Here is a 21,052-nt window from a genome sequence, read left to right as displayed (position 1 = left end):
TGCTTCCCCCCAAGTTTAAAATGTTTATTGAAGAGCTGTTTTATTGGCTTCTTTTTCAACCGCTTCCTTAATCGTATCAGCGACATTGTTTTCGACCATGTTCCTGGTCTGCCTCACAGCACTGTATAAAGCTGTTGCATCTGAAGAGCCATGCGCCTTGATAACCGGCGCCTTTAATCCAAATAAACCGGCACCGCCGTATTCGGAATAATCCATTTTGGATTTCAGCTGGTATAAATCAGGCTTTAAGGCTGCTGCTGCCAATTTTGTTTTAAAGCTGCTGGTCAGTGCTGTTTTTAGCATTTTAAATACAGATAGAGCAGTACCCTCAATTGTCTTGAGCACCATATTGCCGGTAAATCCATCTGTCACGACCACATCTGCAGCTCCCTCAAGCAAATCGCGGGCTTCCACATTGCCGATAAAGTTGATATCCGCATTCTTCAGCAGATCAAATGTATTTTTTGCCAGCTCATTGCCTTTTTTCTCTTCCGTTCCGATATTTAGAAGGCCTACTCTCGGATTGGCAACACCCCGGACCTTTTCGGTATATATAGATCCCATAATTGCATATTGAAGAAGATGCTCCGGCTTTGCGTCCACATTCGCCCCTACATCCAGCAAAAGGAACCCTTCTCCGTCTATTGTCGGAAGCGTAGGTGACAATGCCGGGCGTTCAATGCCCTCAATCCTTCCTACCACAAAAAGCCCTGCGGCCATAAGAGCACCCGTATTTCCTGCAGAAATGCATGCATCCGCATTGCCATCTGTGACAAGCTGCGTTGCAAGCACCATGGATGCTTTTTTCTTTCTGCGTACAGCTCTCACCGGCTCATCATCCGGCAAGATGACTTCATCTGTATGTAGTATATCAATTCGCTCATTTGAAGTAAGGTATTGGTTTATTTTTGACTCATCACCTACAAGGGTGATATGTACATCTTTAAATTCTGCGGCAGCTTTCATTGCCCCAAGGACAATTTCCTTTGGGGCATTGTCGCCACCCATTGCGTCTATGGCAATTTTCATGATGCTTCATCCTTTAATGATTATTTTTTTCTGAACATGTCAAATTCTCCCTTGAATACCTGTTCGTTATTGACAAAGCTATTGACTTCAACCATTGTCCTTCCGCTGTCAATATCTATTGTAAGGACTTTTGCTTTTGCGATGACACGTTCATTTAATCTCACTGGCCTTGTAAATTGAATATTGGCTTTTGCCGTTAATGCCAGCTCATCATTTATGACGGCGACCGCCAGTGAGTTGGCCTGTGCAAACAGGTGGTGGCCCCGGGCAATTCCATTACGCTTGAAGACATGTTCACTTTTTACATCGAAAATGGATATCGCCGTTTTATCCAATTCTATATCTATTATTTCACCGATTATTTCTTCTATTGGTAAAGATCGCACTTCATCCTCAAAACTTTTCTCGGCAACATGCTTGATTCGCTCACGCAATTCCGGAATTGATAATTCCAGCCGATCGAGCCTGATTGTCTGGACGCTGACAGAGAACTTGTCCGCAAGTTCCTCGTCCGTGACAAAAGGATTTTCTTTTATGGTGTCCGTTAATAATGCTTGACGTTCTTTTTTGTTTCTTTTCATTAAAATCCCACCGTCCGAGATATTAAGACTAGGTACTAATAGTAGTATATAATCAAAAAAAGCAGATTGCAAGAAAGAACTTTTCTGCAATCCGCTCTGAATACCTTATTTCTAGTCCAGTTTTTCCCCTTCCAGCACTCCTGCTTCCTTTAAGTATTGCCGTAAAGGCAGGTACTCATCCGAGTGCCAGAATTCATCCGATTCCACTAGCATGGAGGCATCATTTCTGGCGGTTTCGAGTGCGCGGTAATCATGGACCATATCAGCGACTTTAAATTCCGGGAGCCCGCTTTGCTTTCTTCCGAAAAAGTCTCCAGGACCCCGAAGCTCAAGGTCCTTTTCACTTAGGGCAAAGCCATCATTGGTTTCTGTCATGATTTTCATGCGTTCTTTTCCAACTTCCGATTTCGGGTCAGCCAGAAGCACACAATACGATTGTTTATCTCCTCTTCCTACCCTGCCCCTCAGCTGATGCAGCTGTGCAAGTCCAAACCGCTCCGCATCATAGATCACCATCATCGTTGCATTTGGAACATTTACACCCACCTCAACAACCGTCGTCGAAACAAGAACCTGAGTTTCATTACGGCTGAAAGCTTTCATAACACTTTCCTTTTCATCCGGATGAAGCCTGCCATGCATGAGTCCGGCATCATAACGGCCATGAAAATGATGCATCAAAGTCGCATGGACATCTATAGCGTTTTGAACATCCAATTTGTCTGATTCCTCAATAAGCGGGCAGATCACATAAACCTGCTGACCTGCTGAAAGCTCCTTTTCCATAAAACCCAGGACCCTGTCCAGCATTTCAGGTTTTGCCCAATAGGTTTCAATTGCTTTTCGTCCTGCCGGCATTTCATCTATGATGGATACATCCATTTCACCAAAAACGGTAATGGCCAATGTTCTTGGGATTGGCGTTGCAGTCATGAACAGAACATCAGGATTTTCCCCTTTTTCCCTGAGTATCCGTCGCTGCCCTACCCCAAATCTATGCTGCTCATCAGTAATGACAAGTCCCAGTTTATTAAATTCCACTTCATCCTGGATAAGTGCATGTGTGCCTATGAGAACATCAATCTCTCCATCCTTTAAAAGCTGGAGAATTTCTCTTCTTCGCTTTCCTTTAACAGAGCTTGTCAGGAGTTCACATCTCAGCCCAAACGGCTCGAGCATCGACTTTAAAGATTCCGCATGCTGCTCTGCCAGAATTTCGGTCGGGACCATTAATGCTCCCTGAAAGCCTGCTGTCCTGCTGGCGAAAAGAGCAATCGCCGCCACTGCCGTTTTGCCGGAACCAACATCCCCCTGTAATAGCCTGTTCATCCTGTATGGAGATTTCAAATCAGACATGATCTCATTAACTACTCTTTTTTGTGCTCCGGTTAAATCAAATGGCAGTGAGTCAATGAACTCCATTAGCCTTGAAAGATCATAAGCCTGCGCAACCCCTTTTGACTGCTCTCTTTCAATCTTTCTTAGTGCCTGCATTTTTAATTGAAAATAGAAAAACTCCTCATAAACAAAACGCCGCCTTCCCTGCTTGAGTTCCTGTTCATTGGCGGGAAAATGAAGCGATCTCACAGCATCTCGCCTATTCAATAGTCTATATTGCAATAAATATTTTTCAGGCAAAGTTTCTGATATGTCATTTCCATACTGTGAGAAAGCCAGTTTAATAAATCGCCTGATGCCCTTGACCGTGACATTACCTTTTACAGCATAAACCGGCTCAAAATCCTTATTGCCAGAGGCATTTCCTAATTTAAGTTCACTGGCTGTAATCACCTGCCGATGCTGGTCCCATTTTCCAGTCACCGTAACCGTTTCGTTTAATACAATTTTGTTCTTCAGATAAGGCTGATTGAACAGAATCACTTGGATGAGATACCGTCCTACAAGCACCCGAACAGTGAGCCTGGAGCGTTTCCTGCCGTAATAAGCAAGTGAAGGTTCACTGTGAACCTTTCCTTCAACCGTCACTCTTTCATCATGCTTCATTTCTGCCAGGTCCTTGAGCCTGTAATCTTCATATCTATATGGAAAATATTCAAGCAAGTCTTTTACAGTGTAAATATTCATTTCAGCCAGTAATTCGGCTGATTCCTCCCCAATGCCTTTAACAGCTGTAACAGACTGGATTAAATTTGGATTCACGTTTATTGAACGGCTGCCTATTATTTTTTCTTTCAGGCAGTCCGCCATCCCTCCCTGCTCCGTTACTTTTATATACAGGCTTCTAAAGCGCCTGCTTTATAACTAGCACATTGTGATTAAAAAACGCAAGAAAGTAACCTTAAACCAAATAAAAACTCATGCTTCAAAGCATTTAATAAAGGTTTAAAATGGACAAAAGCGAAGGCTGGGCCCTCGCTTTGTTTATTGGTTATTCAATTGCGAAAATAAAAGAGTATAGAGGCTGTTTTCCATCATGAAGCTCAACCTCAATATCATCATATTTATCTTTAATATAGCTGATAAGTGAGTCTACTTCCTCTTCTGCTGCATCTTCACCTTTTAAGACGGTAAGGATCTCAGAGTCATCGTCGATCATTCCTTCCAGAAGATCTTTGGCAGCCTGAACTCTATTCTTGTTTTTCACAACAATTTTGCCGTCTGCAATGCCCATGAAATCATCTTTCTCGATCTCAAGGCCATCGATGCTTGTATCACGGACAGCAAACGTGATTTGGCCAGTTTTCACATGCTGAAGTGCATCTGTCATGCCTTCTTCGTTTTCTGTAAGCTCAGCACTTGGATTAAAGGCAAGAAGTGCCGCCATTCCCTGAGGAACAGTCTTTGAAGGAACAACCACTGCTTCTTCTTCAGTCACTTCTGCAGCCTGCTGTGCAGCCATAATAATATTTTTATTGTTTGGCAAAATGATTACTTTTTTTGCATTTACTTCTTTGATGGCTTTTACAATATCTTCCGTGCTGGGATTCATTGTCTGTCCGCCTTCAATGACAGCATGTGCGCCGATGCTTCGGAAAAGATCCGCGATGCCGCTGCCCATTGATACTGTCACAATTCCGTACTCCTGCTTTTCTTTTGGCTTAGCCTGAGCAGCCAAAGGTGTAGGAACGTCTTCGACTAAGTTGGTGTGCTGCTGGCGCATGTTTTCAATCTTCATATTGATTAAACTGCCATAGCGCTGTCCGTATGTCAGGCAATCTCCCGGCTGTTCAGAGTGGATATGTACTTTTACAAGCTGCTCATCCGCAATCACCAGAAGTGAGTCGCCATATTGGCTTAAGTCCTGGCGGAATCTGTCTTCTGAAAAAGGATTAGCAGAAAGCTTTTCATCTTCGAATTTGACCATAAATTCAGTGCAATAACCGAACTCAATATCCTCAGTGTTCATAAAACTGTGAACATTTTTATGGTGTTCTGCGCTAACCAGGTCATCCATTTTTGGAAGGGCTGCCGGTGTATCAGGAAGTTTTTCGCCCTTTAGCTCGGCAAGGAATCCTTCATATACAAACACAAGGCCCTGGCCGCCGCTGTCTACAACTCCTACTTCTTTTAAGACTGGAAGAAGATCTGGAGTGCGGTTTAGGGAAGCCCTTGCTTCTTTCAAAACTTCCTCCATAATCACGATAATATCATCTTCATGATTAGCAGCCTGAACCGCTTTCTTAGCGGAATCTTTTGCAACAGTAAGGATCGTTCCTTCAACCGGCTTCATCACAGCTTTATATGCCGTCTCCACACCAGAATTCAGAGCATCAGCAAACTCTTTTCCATTTATGGAAGCTTTATGTTCAATCGCTTTTGAGAAGCCTCTGAACAGCTGGGAGAGAATTACTCCCGAGTTCCCTCGTGCTCCCATAAGCAAACCTTTAGAAAGAGCAGAACCTACCTTTCCAATATGCTCCTGGATATTAGCTTTAACTTCCTTTGCTCCGGAAGTCATTGACAAATTCATGTTGGTTCCTGTGTCTCCATCAGGAACAGGGAAAACATTTAACGCATCCACTAATTTTGCATTAGCAGATAAATGGTTCGCTCCTTGTATGACCATTTCGGCAAAAAGCTTCCCATCTAAATCTTTTTTTGACACAAGTCTTTCCTCCTCACTACGGGTTCGTTACTCGAACTCCCTGAACGTAAATATTAACCGAGTCAGTGCTAAGCCCAACTGTTTTATCAAGGGTGTATTTCACTTTAGATTGCACATTGTGGGCAACCTCGGAAATTTTCGTTCCGTAACTTACAATAATATACATATCGATATGTACTTCATCTTCTTCCTGGCGAACAATTACACCACGGGTAAAATTCTCTTTTCGCAGTATATCTGTAAGACCATCCTTAATTTGATTTTTAGAGGCCATTCCTACGATGCCGTAGCAGTCAACTGCTGCTCCGCCTGCGATTGTTGCAATTACGTCATTAGAGATATCAATTTGCCCGAAATTTGTTTTTAATTCGATGGACATGGTTCGTTCCCCCTTTGGAAATTGCTTTTCATAAAAGCTTCTTCAGGCACTGCCGCTTAACGATAGTGCTGGCTTTCCCCTGAATTGCATCCTGGAGGCTAAGCCTTCCGGCAAGAGACAATTCACCTTTTTTAGCTGGGCAGCGGTCTTTCTAACTTCAAAGCTTAAAGCATACCTTATAATATTTTACTATATGGGCTGTGATATTGAAAGTTATACTTCTCCATCTCTATTATAGCTCATGTTCCATCCCCCTATGTCAAGGAAATTTTCTTGAAAGCAAACTATTGCAATCAGAAGGGTTGTATGATAAATTATTAAAGTATCTTTTAATGTCGAAATCCGCACAGGGATTCCGCATTAATTCAGATGGATGAATCTGACTATTGCAGATGAAAGCATTGAAAAATAGTTTCAGCTTATGCTTTTAGTAAGGAGGGAAACATACATGCCACGCAAATGTGTAGTAACTGGTAAAAAAACAACTTCAGGTAACGCACGTTCTCACGCAATGAACGCTAACAAGCGCACTTGGGGTGCTAACCTTCAGAAGGTACGTATTCTTGTAGACGGTAAACCTAAACGTGTTTGGGTTTCTGCAAGAGCACTTAAATCAGGTAAAGTTGAGCGCGTATAACATGCTCAGGGACATCCCTTTTGGATGTCCTTTTTATTTTCCTTTTTTGACCCACTATCATTCTCCCCCATTTAGGCAAAAAATAAAAGCACCCCAGGTGAGGTGCCAAGTTTTGATGCTATTTTCTTTTTAATTTATGGGTGTCTACCCCTTTTTGAAGGTCCCTAACATGGCACGCACAATGCCCCCTAAAAATTTAGGAAGTTTGATTGTATAAAATCTCATTACTCGTGTCCCTCCTCACGATCTTACGCATCCATTCTGTCCTTAAATCGTCTTTACCATCTTATTCAAATAATGAAAGATGAGTACTCATGATTACAAAAAATGATCAGAAAGCAATTCATGCTAAGACTCATATCCAGCTTTCCCGCATCTTGCAGGGAAGCACCGGCCCGGCACTTAATCCTTGCTTCTTACAACCATTAATATGCCTTCAGTAAAAGAAAAAGTACCACAATCATCAATAAGTTCATTACTGATACAAAGAGTAGAACCGGCAGGGACGGTCCGATCTGTCAGTGGATACTTGAAATTTCTCAGGGTGAGGCCTTTAATTTCCATAGTAATCGGAACAAACGAAATGTATTTGAAATTTGAATGCTGCTTTATGCTGTATTTACCTGGAGTCTTAATGTAAATCTTATTAGACTTGTCAATAATTTCGACAGGAACAAAGTCTTCCGCTAGTGCAGGCTTTATTAACAGCTGAATGTTTGCGAATAAGTGGTCAAGCCTGCCGCCTGTGGCACCAAGCAAACTGACTTTTTCAGGTTTTTGGCCGAGTGCCCAATTCAAGGCAAGCTCCATGTCCGTTTCATCCTTCTCCGGTTTGAACCTGTTCAGCTCTTTTACATTTTCTTCAATGAGTAAAAGCTCTTCATCCGACACAGAATCAAAATCACCAAATGCCATTTCCGGCTGAATGCCGCTTTGAATTAGAGTAAGCACCCCTCTGTCTACTCCGACCCAAATATCAGCTGTATTACTGAACGAATGCAGATCAGGCAGCAAGTCATCCGGGCCGCCAGCTAAAATATTGATAATCATTATACATTGCTCCATTCATTAATGTATCTTATATATGACAAAAAGCCAGCTGTATTCCAGCTGGCTTCTTTTTATTGCGAACCCTTTAAAGCAGCAATCGCTGCTGCTCTGTCTTTCTGATTATAAATCGCCGACCCGGCAACCAGCACATTGGCTCCAGCTTCAATGCACAATTGCGCTGTTTCTTCATTTACTCCGCCGTCCACTTCTATTTCAATGTTTAGGCCTTTTGCGTCAGCCAATTTTTTTACGGCTGCAATCTTCGGAAGAACGGATGGGATGAATTTCTGCCCTCCAAAACCGGGATTAACAGACATAAGCAATACCATATCGATATCTTCGATAACATGCTCTATCATATTAACTGGTGTAGCTGGATTAAGAACCACTCCAGCCTTGACGCCAAAGGATTTAATAAAATGAACCGTTCTGTGGAGATGCCTGCATGCTTCTGCATGAACAGTGATGTAATCGGCACCCGCATTAGCAAATGCCTCAATGTAACTATCCGGATCTTCTATCATCAAATGAACGTCAAGGGGCAGCTTTGTTACAGGACGGATGGCATCCACTATTAATGGACCAATTGTAATATTCGGCACAAAATGGCCGTCCATTACATCAACGTGAATATAATCAGCTCCGCCGCGTTCAACATCTTTAATCTCTTCTCCCAATTTAGAAAAGTCTGCCGATAAAATAGAAGGTGCGATTTTTACCATAAATTAATACCTCGGCTTTCTATCTTTGATTTCCTGCAGAAAGGTTTTGTAGTGTTCATACCTGTAGGATGGAATTTCACCGTTTTCACAGGCGGCTTTTACAGCGCATTTAGGCTCAGCCATGTGCAGGCATCCTCTAAATTTACAAAGTTCACTTTTCTCCTGAATTTCAGGGAAGCAATAATTGAGATCCTCCAATTCGATATCCGTGAATTCGAGGGAGCTGAATCCCGGGGTATCAGCAACAAGCCCTTTTCCAACCTCGAGCAGCTCTACATGCCTGGTCGTATGCTTTCCTCTGCCCAAATGCGAAGATATATCATTTGTTTTCAGCTCCAGGTCCGGTCTTAGAACGTTTAACAAAGAAGATTTCCCCACACCTGACTGTCCGGCAAAAACAGATATCTCACCTTCCAGATAGGGCATCAGATCTTTAACACCTTCTTCTGTTTCAGAGGATGTCAGCAAAACATCATAGCCGGCTTTGCGGTAATCAGATGCATATTGCTGAATTTTCCTATACTCACTTTCATCTGCCAGGTCAATTTTAGTAATGCAGATGAGCGGCTTTATATGATTAAATTCAACCAGCACCAGGAAACGATCTAAAAGAGAGGTGCTAAAGCCCGGTTCAACAGCTGAAAATACAAGAATGGCCTGATCAACATTGGCAATCGGCGGACGAATCAGCTCATTTTTCCGTTCCTTTACTTCTAAGATGTATCCTTCTGTATTACTTTCTGCCTGAAACACTACTTCATCACCGACAAGCGGTGTAACTTTATTTTTCCTGAAAACTCCGCGTCCGCGGCACTGAATGGTTTCATTTCCGCTTAATACATAATAAAACCCTGCTATGGCTTTAATAATTTTGCCTTCAGGCATAGCAACACTCCTTGCTTATGATTCTTCATCCGGATAAGGTATTTCTTTTTCCTCAAAAACCTGGCCATCGCGCAGAACCTTATAAGAAGCATTCTGTCCAGGAGCGATTGTCAGATCAATTGGTATTACTACATCTTCATAGATCAGCTCTGTATGCATTGGTTCAGAACCTGTATTATTCAAATCCTTAATGATAATCTGAACTTCATTGGGCTCACCTTCGGCGGCAGGCTCATATGGAATGCTGATCTCAATATTTTCAGTCTTAGGAAGGAGTTCTTTTTTTCCTTTTGAAAGAACCACCGTCACCTTCTGTCCCCTTGTCAGATTTGCGCCTGGTGCCGGGTCCTGTTTGATGACCAGCCCTTCAGGGACTTCCTCATGGTACTCTTCTTCCCCGTATTCTACCTTCAATCCTGAAGATTCTTCGTACTCCTGAAGACCCTTTTCGTTATAGCCGCGTAAATCTTTTAATGCTATTGGCGCCGGTCCTTTGCTCACAGTGAAAATCAATTCCGTATCCTCTGGAACGACAAGGTCGCCTTCTGATAAGTTTTGATCCAGGATGGTCCCAGCCGGCTCACTATCATCGGTTTCTTCGTTTTTTTCAATGCTTTTAAAATTTTTGCTTTCAAGCAGGCGGACAACATCACCATATTGCCTGCCCTGGTAATCTGCTAATTCAAATTTTTCTTTGCCGGAGCTTTCATAGATATCAATGGAGGTTCCCTCTTTAACAGTCCTGCCTGCTTTCGGATCTGTTTTAACTACGAGGCCTTCATCAACATCCGGGTCACTGATCGGCTTTGTATCCCTAACCGTAAACCCTGCGGCAATCAGCTCTGCTATTGCATCTTCCACCTCTTTGCCGGATACATCCGGAACCTGAACATCCTTTGGCTCCATCAGATCAGGAAAAACGGTTATAGCAAGGATCCCTGTCACAATCAGAAACATAAAGACTGATACCAGGATTATCGGCCATTTCTTTTTCTTCTTCTTTTTTTCCTTCTTCTTCTTTTCAGGGAGGGGGTTTGCCACAGGCTGCGTGTCACCCTTTGGATCCTTTGCATGAACTAAGGTCTCATCCATACTTTCATATGGGCGGTCATCTGTAATAACAGGTATAGCTTTTGTAGCATCATCGTCAATCGGCACTATGAACTTTTTTTCATGCAGTCTTTCGGGCTCAAGAGCTGTTCTGATATCTTCTTCCATTTCTTCAACGGTATCATACCTGTGAAAAGGATCTTTAGCGGTCGCTTTTAAAACGATATTTTCAACACTTTGCGGTATGGATGGATTCCATCTCTTCAGAGAAGGCGTCTCCGATTGCAGATGTTTGAGTGCTATTGATACCGCAGATTCACCTGAGAAAGGAAGCCTTCCTGTCAACAGCTCAAACATAACAATTCCAAGGGAATAGATATCAGACTTTCTGTTGGCCATTCCCCCTCTGGCCTGTTCAGGAGAAAGATAATGAACAGAGCCCAGCACTGAATTTGTCTGGGTTATGCTTGTAGCGCTTAGTGCCATGGCAATTCCAAAATCAGTAATCTTAACATTACCATGCCTGTCTATCAAAATATTATGCGGTTTAATATCCCGGTGTATGATATGGTTTTGATGTGCATGAGATATGGCTGAGGTCAGCTGTTTCAAAATTTCCAGGGCATCATCTATGCGAATAGGGCTGTTTTGCTGTATGTATTGCTTTAACGTTTGTCCATCTACATATTCCATCACAATATAATAGATTGAGTCCTCCTCGCCAACATCATAGATATTGACGATATGCGGGTGGGCTAAGCTGGTTGCAGACTGGGCTTCACGATGAAAACGGCGGATAAATTCTTCATCTTCGGCAAAGTCCATCCGAAGCACTTTCACGGCTACATCACGATCAAGAATCATATCATGGGCCAGGTAGACATTCGCCATGCCTCCTCCGCCGATCATATCAATAATTCTATAGCGGCCGCTTAATCTTCTTCCCTTAATCATCATTTATCATCCCGCTCTCATTGCTTTCATCATACTCAGCAATCACGAGCGTAATATTATCTTCGCCGCCATTATCATTGGCCTTATCAATCAGGACTGAAGCTTTTTCTTCAAGTGTACCTCCACTATTGAGGATTTCGCTCATTTCTGCCACAGATACCTTATTGGACAATCCGTCAGAACATAATAATAATAAGTCGCCGTCTTCGAATGTAATAGTTTTAATATCCATCTCAACAGCTGCTTCCGTTCCCAACGCTCTCAGCAGCACATTTTTTCTTGGATGATGCTCGGCATCTTCCTTTGAAATCTGCCCTGACCTTACAAGTTCATTCACCAGGGAATGGTCTTCCGTCAGCTGCTGAAAACCTGACTCATTTAAAATATAACATCTGCTGTCGCCGATATTCGCAATAGTCGCAAAACGATCGGTACATATGGCAGCAACAACAGTAGTGCCCATACCTTCGCATTGTTCATTTACTTTTGAATGTTCATAAAGGATGGTGTTGACCTCTGCAATATACTTCTGCAGCCACCCTTCAGCCTCATCGGCAGTCTGAAAGTCATCTGTCTGATCCCAGAATTCTTTCAAACTTGTTAAAGTCATTTCGCTTGCCACATCGCCAGCACGGTGGCCGCCCATGCCATCTGCTACGATGGCAAGGCGCTGACCGCTGCTGTTCACATAGATGCCGCCATTATCTTCATTATGCTGCCTGACTTTGCCTCTATCTGTCATGAAAACAGCTTTCATTCTGTCACCTCGTCTCCTCTTTTCGCTCCTTTGCACGAAGTTGTCCGCATGCTGCATCTATATCGTGACCGTGCTCCCTGCGAATGGTTACATTAATGCCGTGATTCTTCAGTGTCTTTTCAAAAGCAAAAATCTGATCCTTGGGTGTTCTTACATAATCCCGTTCCGGCACATAGTTTACTGGAATCAGGTTAACATGGCACTTAACATTTTTTATTAACTTTGCCAGCTCTTCAGCATGTTCCACCTGATCATTTACCCCTCCGAATAAGCCATATTCGAAGCTTACACGTCTGCCTGTCTTATTTATATAATACCTGATTGAATCCATAAGGTCCGGCAGCTTATATGCTCTATTTATAGGCATCAGGCGGCTCCTGATTTCGGTGTTTGGAGCATGTAAGGAAATCGCGAAATTAATCTGCATGTTTTCATCTGCAAATTTATAAATTTTCGGAATGATCCCACTTGTCGAAACAGTTATATGGCGTGCGCCGATATTCAGCCCTTTATCATGGTTGATAATTTTAAGGAATGAGAGCATGCTGTCATAATTATCAAAAGGTTCACCGATACCCATAATGACAACTGAGCTGACCCGTTCATCTGTTTCATCAAGTGCCTGTTGTACTTTTACGACCTGAGCAACGATTTCTCCTGCTTCAAGATTACGTTTTAATCCGCCTAATGTGGAGGCACAGAATGTACATCCGATCCTGCAGCCCACCTGAGTGGTTACACATACTGAATTCCCATAGTCATGCCTCATCAGTACAGTTTCAATTGAATAGCCATCATGAAGTTCAAATAAGAATTTTATTGTTCCATCAGCAGACTCCTGCTGGATGATCGTTTTAAGGGTTGTCAGCGAAAAATTTGCTGATAGCGTATCCCGCATCCCTTTTGAAAGATTCGTCATATCCTCAAATGATGTGACCCTCTTTGTGTAAAGCCAATCAAATATTTGCTCAGCCCTGAAGGCTTTCTCATTATTTTCTTTTAGCCATTCCCTCAGCTCATGAAGCTGTAAAGTATAAATGGATGGTTTTTGTTCTGATGCTGTCATTTTCTCTTCTGCTTTTTGTTCCATTTATTGCACCTTCTTTCTCAGACAGGAAATATAAAACCCGTCCGAACCAATATCCTGCGGTAAAACCTGCAGTTCAAAGCCATCTATTAAAGAAGCAATTGCATTAGGCATCCGCTCCTGAACAGATAGATCTCCCTCAAATTCCGCATTGTCTTTTAAAAACGCGTGAACAACATGCTGATTTTCTTCTTTGTCCACTGTACATGTACTATAAACAAGAATACCACCTTTTTTCAGTAAAGGTGAAACGGCATCCAATAGATTCCTCTGAATCTTATGGAGGTGATATAAATCTTCTTCTTTTTTGGTGTATTTCATATCAGGCTTTCTTCTCATAACTCCAAGGCCTGAACATGGGGCATCCACTAAAATACGGTCAAAAGATTCTTTTTCATAATGCTCCTGGACTTTTCTGCTGTCAAGGGCATTTGTCTTAATATTTGTTAGTCCCAGTCTATCGGCATTATCATTTATCAGCCTTACTTTATGCTCGTGAAGGTCCAGTGAAATGACCTGACCGGTATTTTGCAGTTTTTCTGCTATATGTGTCGTTTTTCCTCCCGGAGCTGCACAGGCATCCAGGATCTTCTCATCGGGATTGCCTCCAAGAGCATAAGCAGCAAGCATCGAGCTTTCATCCTGAATAGTAATCAGTCCTTCTTTGAATACACGGGAATTGGCCAGATTGCCCCTTAAACATTTAATGGCAACTGGAATAAACGGACTTGGCTCCACTTCAAATCCCTCTTCCTGAAGAAGTGACAGGCACTCCTCCCTTGAAGCCTTTACCTCATTTACCCTTGCCGTCTGCAGCGGGGCAGTTAAGTTTATTTCGCACATTTTCTTTGTTTCTTCAAATCCCAGCTGATCGGCCCATCTTTTTACAAGCCATTCTGGATGGCTGGTCTCAACGGAGAGGCGCTTCACCCTGTCCTCAATTTGTTCGGGATCCGGCAGCCCCTTCCTTTGAATGTTTCTCAGCACACCGTTGACCATGCCGGAAATCCCTTTATGCCCTCTTCGTTTTGCTATTTCTACTGCCTCATAAATTGCTGCCCGGTCAGGAATTTTATCAAGATAAACCATCTGATACAGCGTCAGCCTCAAGAGCTGATTTACCCAGCTTTCGATTTTTTTATTGCCTGCCAAAAAGGGCTTCAGGTAAAAATCGAGTGTCATCCGGCGCTGAAGGGTACCATATGTCAGTTCGGTAAGCAGCCCAATGTCCTTCTGATCAATTTCATTCTTTTTTATGGCGTTATTCAGTAAAAGATTGCTGTAGGACTGATTTTTTTCAATCGCCTCAAGAAGCTCCATTGCCGTTTCTCTAACATTTTTCGTCTGCAGCTTTTTCATTCGATGTCTCCCAGACGGCCGCCGGCAGTCAGATTGGACCCTGCACCTCTTAAAAATTGTTCTGCTGGCATCTTTTTCTTTCCTGAAGGCTGCAGTTCAGTAATTTTAACGGCTGTATCATTCCCGGATGCCACAACCACCCCGTCTTCCTCAAGCCTGATGATTGTTCCCGGTTCTTCGCTTTTAGCATGTTTGACTTTCTTTGAATTCCAGATTTTAACCACTTTGCCGTCAAATGTTGTATAAGCAACCGGCCATGGGTTTAACCCTCTAATGTGGTTATAGATTTCTTCTCCGGTTTTGCTCCAGTCGATTTTTTCCTGTTCTCTTTTAATATTATAGGCAAAAGTGGCTTCTTCTTCATTTTGCTTAATGGGATTCAGTTCGCCATTCAGCAGTTTCGGCAGGGTTTCAGACAAAAGCTTGCATCCTGCCTTGCTAAGTTTATCGTGAAGAGTGCCCACTGTATCTGTTTCAGTAATCGGCACCTCAACTTGTGTTAATATATCGCCGGCATCCAGCTTTTCAGCCATATACATAATGGTGATGCCTGTTTTTTCTTTTCCCTGCAGAATGGAGTAATGAATGGGTGCACCGCCACGCAATTCCGGAAGCAATGATGCATGTACATTTATACAGCCATACTTAGGCGCATCCAGCAGCTCCTTGGGCAAGATTTGCCCAAACGCTGCTGTGACAACAAGGTCTGGCTTAAGAGCAAGAACTTTCTCCAATTCATCCGGCTGGCGGATTTTTTCAGGCTGATACACAGGGATGCCCTGTTTTTCAGCTTCGACTTTTACAGGAGGGGGAGTAAGGACTTTTTTCCTTCCAACCGGCCTGTCAGGCTGAGTAACCACTCCGATCACTTCATATCCGTCGTCTATTATTTGCTTTAGTACCGGCACTGAAAAATCGGGTGTGCCCATAAAAACGATTTTTGTCATTCAGCTTCCAATCCTTCCAACTCTTCTTCATTCAAGTATCTAGTTACTTTTGAGGTAAATAGCACCCCATGCAAATGATCAATTTCATGGAGGATCGCTCTTGCCAGGAAATCCTCAGCCTCCAGGGTAAAAAATTTCCCTTTGCGGTCCTGCGCCTTTATTTTGACATATTCAGGCCTTGTAACATCACCATATAACCCCGGAAAACTCAAGCATCCCTCAGGGCCTGTCTGCTCCCCATCCGTTTCAAGAATTTCCGGATTGATCATTTCAATTGTTCCAAACTCATCATCTATATCAACAATGGCAATTTGCAGCTTTTGCCCAATTTGGGGAGCAGCAAGCCCGACACCATCGAATTCAAGCATCGTATCATACATATCATTTAGCAATTTGCCAAGCTTCTTATCAAAGACTTTAACTGGTTCGCATTCTGCCTCCAGAATTTCAGCCGGATAAGTAACAATTTTTTTTACTGCCAAAACGTTTCCTCCATTTTTATCTATTTTCAACCAATTTGGGTTTATTCATAACCAGAAAAGCAGAAGTGCCTTAATGCACTCCTTCTAAAGCTGACTCTTTTAGAAACTACATTAAAATATATGGATTCAGGTCAATTGAGACAGTTAAGCCCCCTGAAGAAATTTCCTGCTGGTAATTATCCAGAATCTTTTTCAGCGTCTGTCCAAGTTCCGGCTCCCGCTTGTATTTTATCAGACATTGATAACGATATCTATTGTTGATCCGCGGTATCGGGGAGGCAACCGGTCCAAGAACAATGCTCTCTGCAGATAATTTTGACTGAATGTACTGCGTGATCTTCTCGGTTACAGAAACAGCCTTCATTAATTCCTCGTGACTGACTGTGACAAGGGAGATATAGAAGAAAGGAGGATATCTATGAATTTTGCGGACCATCATTTCTCTGTCGTAAAATTTATCGTAATCCTGCTCCCCCGCCAGCTCAATACTATAATGTTCAGGAGTGTAGGTCTGAATGATTACCTCACCCTCTAATTCATGCCTCCCTGCTCGCCCGCTTACCTGTGTCAGCAGCTGAAAGGTTTTTTCAGAAGAGCGGAAATCAGGCAAGTGCAGCATTGTGTCTGCCGAGAGTACGCCCACTAAAGTAATATTGGGAAAATCAAGGCCTTTAGCAATCATCTGGGTCCCAAGAAGAATATCTGCATGTCCTTCCTGGAATTGATCGAGGAGCTTTTCATGTGCCCCCTTCCTGCTGGTGGTGTCGACATCCATCCGTATTACCTTCGCTTCCGGCAGAATCTTTGCCAACTCCTCTTCCACTTTCTGCGTACCGGTCCCAAAATAGCGGATATGCTCACTTTCACATTCCGGGCATGCATTTGGAACCGATGCCTCATATCCGCAGTAATGGCATTTCATCTGCTGGTTATAACGATGATACGTCAAAGAAATATCACAATGCGGACAATTAATAACATATCCGCAGTCTCTGCACATAACAAATGAGGAGTGTCCTCTTTTATTTAAAAATAATACGATTTGTTCTTTTTTCACAAGACGGTCTTTTATTTTTTCAAGGAGCTTCCTTGAGAACATAGACCGGTTTCCTTCTCGCAGCTCTTCCCGCATATCAATGATATCAACGGCAGGGAGAGCCTGATTGTTCATCCTGTTTTCGAGAGTGAGGAGATGGTAAACTCCTTTTTGTGCCCGTGCGAAAGATTCCAATGAGGGAGTTGCACTGCCGAGCACCACAGGACATTTATGATTTTCCGCTCTTTTGATGGCAACGTCCCTTGCATGGTATCTTGGGTTTTCTTCCTGCTTATAGCTGGTTTCGTGCTCTTCATCAATTATAATAATTCCGAGGTTTTCAAATGGGGCAAAGATCGCCGACCGGGCTCCGACAACCACCTTGACTTCCTTCCGCTGAACCTTTCTCCACTCATCATATTTTTCTCCTGCTGACAGGCCGCTGTGCATAACCGCAACCTGATCGCCAAACCTTCCTTTAAAGCGTTTGACCATTTGCGGAGTTAAAGAAATCTCAGGAACAAGGACAATGGCTTCTTTGCCATCTTCAAGCACCCGCTGGATGGATTGCAGATAAACCTCCGTTTTCCCGCTCCCTGTTACTCCATAGAGCAAAAAGGTTTCATGCCTGCTATCTTCAATAGAATCAAGGATGGGGATAATGGCTTTTCTTTGTCCATCAGTCAAAGAGAGCGGTTCTGTTCTTTCGAATTCACGGTCTCCAAAGGGATTGCGGTATATTTCCACGTCCTTCTGGCCAAGCAGCCCTTTTTGCAAAAGCCCTTTTAATGTGGAAGAAGTGATTCCAAGCAAGGAAAATAACTCTTTCTGATCGACCGGTCCTTCCTCCTGAAGAAAATACTCAAGCACTTCCTTTTGCTTAGTTGCATTGCCTGGAAGGTTTTGAAGGTAATCAGCAAGCTCTTTAGGGGGTGCCGCCGCAAACACCTGCTTGACTTTTTTCTTTTTCACCCGTTCTTTTACCTGGTAAATAATATCGATATTTCCATTGGTTGCTTCCTTCTGAAGAAGCGGCAAAGCACCGCCCTTTACTGCATCATCCCAGGTAATTTCATCAGCATTCTGAAAGAGTGCGCATACTTTTTCAGGGAGCAGCTTATGATTTGCATTTTCCGCCATGACAAGCTTTTTTTCATATCTTGCCTTCAATGCTGCAGGCAGCATAGCCTGAAAAGCTGAAATTTTGTAGCATAATGTTTTTTCTGTCAGCCATTCACCAAGATTCAAAAGCTCCTGATTAAGAACTGGATTTAAATCCATCGGCTCTAAAATGGATTTTAACTGCTGAAAATCCGACTCTTCTTTTAATCCTGTAACAAACCCCTGTATTTTTCTCGGCCCAAATGGAACAACCACCCTCATGCCAGGGAAAATGACACCTTTCAGATGAGAGGGTATTTTATAGTCAAACGCCCGGTCAGTCTGTTTGGCAGGAACATCGACAATTACACTGGCTATGTTCATTCATGCTCATCCTTTAGAAGCTTCGAGGCTTCTTCAAGAATTTTTACAGCCACATCTTTTTTAGACATTAGCGGAAGTTTTTCCGACGATCCATCCTTTTTAAAAAGTGTAACAATATTAGTGTCAGTTCCAAAGCCCGCACCTTCAGCAGTTACATTATTGGCAACGATCATATCGGCGTTTTTCTTCATTAGCTTGCCCTTTGCATACTCTTCGACCTGTTCGGTTTCAGCCGCAAAGCCTATCAGGATTTGCTTCTCCTTTTTTTGACCCAGCTCGAACAATATATCCTTTGTTCTTTCAAGCTCCAATACTTCATCCCCGGGCTGTTTCTTCATTTTTTGCGCAGAAGCCACCTTAGGACGATAATCGGAGACTGCAGCTGTCTTTATGACAACATCAGCATAATCAAATTCATTCAAGGCCGCTTGATACATTTCTTCAGCAGATTCCACCTTTAACAGTTTTAATCCGGCAGGCGCATTAATCGAAACCGGGCCGGATATTAATACAACTTCAGCACCTGCAGAGACGGCAGCTTCCGCTAATGCATAGCCCATTTTCCCAGTAGAATGGTTTGTAATATAACGGACAGGATCAATTTTTTCCCTCGTTGGGCCCGCAGTTATGACCACTTTTCGGCCAGTAAGCTCCAATCTGGAAGTCTTGAAAAATTCACTGATCGTTTCTGTAATTTTCTCAGGCTCTTCAAGCCTGCCTCTTCCAACATAGCCGCATGCAAGATACCCTTCTGAAGGCTCTATGAATCTGCAGCCAAAACCATATAAGGTTTCAATGTTTTTTTTGACAGCGGGATGGCTGTACATATGCACATTCATTGCAGGTGCAATCCAAATCGGTGATGATGCAGCCAAAAGGGTTGTAGTGATCATATTATCTGCAATTCCATTGGCAAGCTTCCCGATCACATTTGCTGTAGCCGGAGCAACAAGAATTAAATCGGCCCAATCAGCCAGGTCGATGTGCGCAATAACCTTCGAGTCCTTTTCATCAAAAGTGTCTGTGTAAACATCATGTCTTGAAAGGGCCTGAAAAGTTAATGGTGCAACAAAGTTAACAGCCGATTCACTTAGGATAACTTTCACCTGCGCTCCTGCCTGTGTCAGTTTGCTTGTTAAGGCTGCAGCTTTATAAACAGCAATTCCTCCGGTTACACATAATAATATCTTCTTTCCAGTCAGCATTATATGACCCCACCAATCTCAAAAATAATTCTTCTCTATGAAAAACGGCCTGGCTGTCTATTTCTATATAAAGCCTGGCCATTAATGGCAAATAGTTTTCATGATAGTTTTATTATGCAAGAAGAGCAGTGAATTTTCATCTAATAAAACCTCAAACAAAAATAACAACCTTTTGAAAGGTTGTTATTCAGCGATTTCACTCGTATGATTCATTGGCTGTTTTTTCGCCCAGGCGGTAATGAAGCTGGTCTGCATGTATTTCCTCAAGTGCTTTGCCCACATTTTTATGTGATTTGTATCTTTCAAGCTGCGGTCTGGCATTAAGCTGAAGCTTGCGGGCACGCTTGGCAGCAACAGAAACAAGTGAATATTTGGAGTCAATCTTTGTCATTAGAGAATCAATAGAAGGATAAAGCATATTTATTCTACCTCCAGCATTTTTTTATATTTAGGTTCGACACGTTCCCTGCGGCAGTGTTCAGCTACCACTATGGACTTTATTCTTTCACAGGCCAGATCGATTTGATCATTCTCTACAACATAATCATACAGATTCATCATTTCAATCTCTTCTCTCGCTGCATTCATGCGATTGTTGATGATATCTTCTGACTCTGTCCCTCTCGTCACGATACGGTTCTTAAGCTCTGACAGACTAGGGGGAACCAGGAAGATGAACAGGCCGTCTGGAAATTTCTCGCGTACCTGGCGGGCACCCTGAACTTCAATTTCAAGGAAAACATCTTTGCCGCGATCGAGTGTTTCTCTGACATAATCAACCGGTGTTCCGTAGTAGTTCCCGACAAACTCTGCATATTCCAGCAGCTTATCCTGCCTGATGAGCTCTTCAAACTCCTCACGCGTTTTGAAAAAATAATCAACTCCATTGACTTCTCCCTCTCTCGGAGATCTCGTTGTCATTGAAATAGAATATTCAAACGCAGTATCAGACTGAGCAAATATCTCTTTTCTTACTGTTCCTTTTCCTACACCTGAGGGTCCGGATAGAACGATCAATAACCCTTTTTCTTTCATTTATAAAATCCTACCCTTCCTCAATAATTTCATCACGGTCATTTAATCGGTGTGCGACGGTTTCCGGCTGGACCGCAGACAAAATGACATGGTCACTGTCCATAACGATAACAGCACGGGTGCGCCTGCCATATGTAGCATCTATTAAAGAGCCCCGGTCCCGCGCGTCCTGAATAATCCGTTTTATAGGGGCAGATTCGGGACTGACTATTGATATAATCCGGTTGGCAGATACAATATTGCCAAAACCGATATTGATCAGCTTTATTGACATTTGGGTCCTCCAATCATCAGTTATTTAGTTTG

General features: G+C 42.9%; 21 protein-coding genes. 1 reads left to right on the top strand and 20 read right to left on the bottom strand.

Annotated elements, in window-relative coordinates; all coding sequences use genetic code 11:
* Positions 1–24: 24 nt before the first annotated feature.
* From plsX to BK139_RS00300, 5 genes are all read right to left on the bottom strand, one after another.
* Complete coding sequence (gene plsX / locus BK139_RS00320; RefSeq protein WP_076255716.1) at positions 25–1,029, bottom strand: phosphate acyltransferase PlsX; 1,005 nt, start codon at positions 1,027–1,029, stop codon at positions 25–27.
* Between the two features lie 20 nt (positions 1,030–1,049).
* Positions 1,050–1,610, bottom strand: a complete 561-nt coding sequence (fapR, locus tag BK139_RS00315) for a transcription factor FapR (protein WP_076255713.1) — start codon at positions 1,608–1,610, stop codon at positions 1,050–1,052.
* A gap of 111 nt (positions 1,611–1,721) precedes the next feature.
* Positions 1,722–3,770: an ATP-dependent DNA helicase RecG gene (gene recG, locus BK139_RS00310; RefSeq protein WP_076256220.1), complete on the bottom strand. Its 2,049-nt coding sequence runs from the start codon at positions 3,768–3,770 to the stop codon at positions 1,722–1,724.
* A gap of 229 nt (positions 3,771–3,999) precedes the next feature.
* The gene (locus tag BK139_RS00305; RefSeq protein WP_076255712.1) at positions 4,000–5,676 is read right to left on the bottom strand and encodes a DAK2 domain-containing protein; all 1,677 of its coding nucleotides are present in this window, start codon (positions 5,674–5,676) and stop codon (positions 4,000–4,002) included.
* A 16-nt stretch (positions 5,677–5,692) separates the two neighbouring features.
* A complete protein-coding gene (locus tag BK139_RS00300; protein WP_009330806.1) occupies positions 5,693–6,055 on the bottom strand; it encodes an Asp23/Gls24 family envelope stress response protein in 363 nt (120 codons plus the stop codon).
* Between the two features lie 448 nt (positions 6,056–6,503).
* Between BK139_RS00300 and rpmB the strand changes: the two genes are divergently transcribed.
* Positions 6,504–6,692: a 50S ribosomal protein L28 gene (gene rpmB / locus BK139_RS00295; protein WP_019381740.1), complete on the top strand. Its 189-nt coding sequence runs from the start codon at positions 6,504–6,506 to the stop codon at positions 6,690–6,692.
* Positions 6,693–6,836: 144 nt separating this feature from the next.
* On the opposite strand, the gene spoVM is transcribed toward rpmB, so the two are convergent.
* The 15 genes from spoVM to remA all read right to left on the bottom strand — a co-directional run bounded on the left by spoVM (position 6,837) and on the right by remA (position 21,020).
* Positions 6,837–6,917: a stage V sporulation protein SpoVM gene (gene spoVM, locus BK139_RS00290; RefSeq protein ID WP_019381739.1), complete on the bottom strand. Its 81-nt coding sequence runs from the start codon at positions 6,915–6,917 to the stop codon at positions 6,837–6,839.
* Positions 6,918–7,094: 177 nt separating this feature from the next.
* A complete protein-coding gene (locus tag BK139_RS00285; RefSeq protein ID WP_076255711.1) occupies positions 7,095–7,742 on the bottom strand; it encodes a thiamine diphosphokinase in 648 nt (215 codons plus the stop codon).
* Positions 7,743–7,813: 71 nt separating this feature from the next.
* Positions 7,814–8,464 carry a ribulose-phosphate 3-epimerase gene (gene rpe / locus BK139_RS00280; RefSeq protein ID WP_048007933.1) on the bottom strand — a complete coding sequence of 217 codons (651 nt, stop codon included), beginning with the start codon at positions 8,462–8,464 and terminating at the stop codon, positions 7,814–7,816.
* A gap of 3 nt (positions 8,465–8,467) precedes the next feature.
* A complete protein-coding gene (gene rsgA, locus BK139_RS00275) occupies positions 8,468–9,349 on the bottom strand; it encodes a ribosome small subunit-dependent GTPase A (protein WP_076255709.1) in 882 nt (293 codons plus the stop codon).
* Between the two features lie 15 nt (positions 9,350–9,364).
* Positions 9,365–11,353 carry a Stk1 family PASTA domain-containing Ser/Thr kinase gene (gene pknB, locus BK139_RS00270; protein WP_076255707.1) on the bottom strand — a complete coding sequence of 663 codons (1,989 nt, stop codon included), beginning with the start codon at positions 11,351–11,353 and terminating at the stop codon, positions 9,365–9,367.
* Positions 11,346–12,110 carry a Stp1/IreP family PP2C-type Ser/Thr phosphatase gene (locus BK139_RS00265; protein WP_076255705.1) on the bottom strand — a complete coding sequence of 255 codons (765 nt, stop codon included), beginning with the start codon at positions 12,108–12,110 and terminating at the stop codon, positions 11,346–11,348. Before BK139_RS00265 ends, pknB begins: the two co-directional genes overlap by 8 nt.
* Positions 12,111–12,114: 4 nt before the next feature.
* A complete protein-coding gene (gene rlmN, locus BK139_RS00260; protein ID WP_076255703.1) occupies positions 12,115–13,200 on the bottom strand; it encodes a dual-specificity RNA methyltransferase RlmN in 1,086 nt (361 codons plus the stop codon).
* Positions 13,201–14,556, bottom strand: coding sequence for a 16S rRNA (cytosine(967)-C(5))-methyltransferase RsmB (gene rsmB / locus BK139_RS00255; RefSeq protein ID WP_076255701.1), 1,356 nt, complete (start codon positions 14,554–14,556; stop codon positions 13,201–13,203). It lies immediately after the preceding gene.
* Entirely contained in the window at positions 14,553–15,503 is a 951-nt protein-coding gene (gene fmt / locus BK139_RS00250) for a methionyl-tRNA formyltransferase (protein ID WP_076255699.1), read from the bottom strand. Before fmt ends, rsmB begins: the two co-directional genes overlap by 4 nt.
* A complete protein-coding gene (def, locus tag BK139_RS00245; RefSeq protein ID WP_076255697.1) occupies positions 15,500–15,985 on the bottom strand; it encodes a peptide deformylase in 486 nt (161 codons plus the stop codon). Before def ends, fmt begins: the two co-directional genes overlap by 4 nt.
* Before the next feature lie 106 nt (positions 15,986–16,091).
* Positions 16,092–18,506, bottom strand: coding sequence for a primosomal protein N' (priA, locus tag BK139_RS00240; protein ID WP_076255695.1), 2,415 nt, complete (start codon positions 18,504–18,506; stop codon positions 16,092–16,094).
* The gene (gene coaBC / locus BK139_RS00235; RefSeq protein ID WP_076255693.1) at positions 18,503–19,711 is read right to left on the bottom strand and encodes a bifunctional phosphopantothenoylcysteine decarboxylase/phosphopantothenate--cysteine ligase CoaBC; all 1,209 of its coding nucleotides are present in this window, start codon (positions 19,709–19,711) and stop codon (positions 18,503–18,505) included. The genes priA and coaBC overlap by 4 nt, the downstream gene beginning before the upstream one ends.
* A gap of 196 nt (positions 19,712–19,907) precedes the next feature.
* Complete coding sequence (rpoZ, locus tag BK139_RS00230) at positions 19,908–20,129, bottom strand: DNA-directed RNA polymerase subunit omega (protein WP_035328865.1); 222 nt, start codon at positions 20,127–20,129, stop codon at positions 19,908–19,910.
* Between the two features lie 2 nt (positions 20,130–20,131).
* The gene (gene gmk / locus BK139_RS00225) at positions 20,132–20,746 is read right to left on the bottom strand and encodes a guanylate kinase (protein ID WP_076255690.1); all 615 of its coding nucleotides are present in this window, start codon (positions 20,744–20,746) and stop codon (positions 20,132–20,134) included.
* A gap of 10 nt (positions 20,747–20,756) precedes the next feature.
* Positions 20,757–21,020, bottom strand: a complete 264-nt coding sequence (gene remA / locus BK139_RS00220) for an extracellular matrix/biofilm regulator RemA (protein ID WP_026585597.1) — start codon at positions 21,018–21,020, stop codon at positions 20,757–20,759.
* Positions 21,021–21,052 lie beyond the last annotated feature (32 nt).

It is taken from the genome of Paenibacillus sp. FSL R5-0490, assembly GCF_001956215.1.
Classification (GTDB): Bacteria; Bacillota; Bacilli; order Bacillales; family Cytobacillaceae; genus Cytobacillus.
Note: the sequence above shows the minus strand (reverse complement) of the source record. Positions and strands in the feature narration are given on the sequence as shown.

Bases quoted from the DNA above. Each gene is read 5' to 3' on its own strand.
- spoVM (WP_019381739.1), bottom strand. From the start codon at position 6,917: ATGAGATTTTATACAATCAAACTTCCTAAATTTTTAGGGGGCATTGTG.
- BK139_RS00265 (WP_076255705.1), bottom strand. From the start codon at position 12,110: ATGAAAGCTGTTTTCATGACAGATAGAGGCAAAGTCAGGCAGCATAAT.
- rlmN (WP_076255703.1), bottom strand. From the start codon at position 13,200: ATGGAACAAAAAGCAGAAGAGAAAATGACAGCATCAGAACAAAAACCA.
- fapR (WP_076255713.1), bottom strand. From the start codon at position 1,610: ATGAAAAGAAACAAAAAAGAACGTCAAGCATTATTAACGGACACCATA.
- rpoZ (WP_035328865.1), bottom strand. From the start codon at position 20,129: ATGCTTTATCCTTCTATTGATTCTCTAATGACAAAGATTGACTCCAAA.
- pknB (WP_076255707.1), bottom strand. From the start codon at position 11,353: ATGATTAAGGGAAGAAGATTAAGCGGCCGCTATAGAATTATTGATATG.
- BK139_RS00285 (WP_076255711.1), bottom strand. From the start codon at position 7,742: ATGATTATCAATATTTTAGCTGGCGGCCCGGATGACTTGCTGCCTGAT.
- rsgA (WP_076255709.1), bottom strand. From the start codon at position 9,349: ATGCCTGAAGGCAAAATTATTAAAGCCATAGCAGGGTTTTATTATGTA.
- rpe (WP_048007933.1), bottom strand. From the start codon at position 8,464: ATGGTAAAAATCGCACCTTCTATTTTATCGGCAGACTTTTCTAAATTG.
- coaBC (WP_076255693.1), bottom strand. From the start codon at position 19,711: ATGCTGACTGGAAAGAAGATATTATTATGTGTAACCGGAGGAATTGCT.
- fmt (WP_076255699.1), bottom strand. From the start codon at position 15,503: ATGACAAAAATCGTTTTTATGGGCACACCCGATTTTTCAGTGCCGGTA.
- rsmB (WP_076255701.1), bottom strand. From the start codon at position 14,556: ATGAAAAAGCTGCAGACGAAAAATGTTAGAGAAACGGCAATGGAGCTT.
- remA (WP_026585597.1), bottom strand. From the start codon at position 21,020: ATGTCAATAAAGCTGATCAATATCGGTTTTGGCAATATTGTATCTGCC.
- BK139_RS00300 (WP_009330806.1), bottom strand. From the start codon at position 6,055: ATGTCCATCGAATTAAAAACAAATTTCGGGCAAATTGATATCTCTAAT.
- rpmB (WP_019381740.1), top strand. From the start codon at position 6,504: ATGCCACGCAAATGTGTAGTAACTGGTAAAAAAACAACTTCAGGTAAC.
- gmk (WP_076255690.1), bottom strand. From the start codon at position 20,746: ATGAAAGAAAAAGGGTTATTGATCGTTCTATCCGGACCCTCAGGTGTA.
- plsX (WP_076255716.1), bottom strand. From the start codon at position 1,029: ATGAAAATTGCCATAGACGCAATGGGTGGCGACAATGCCCCAAAGGAA.
- priA (WP_076255695.1), bottom strand. From the start codon at position 18,506: ATGAACATAGCCAGTGTAATTGTCGATGTTCCTGCCAAACAGACTGAC.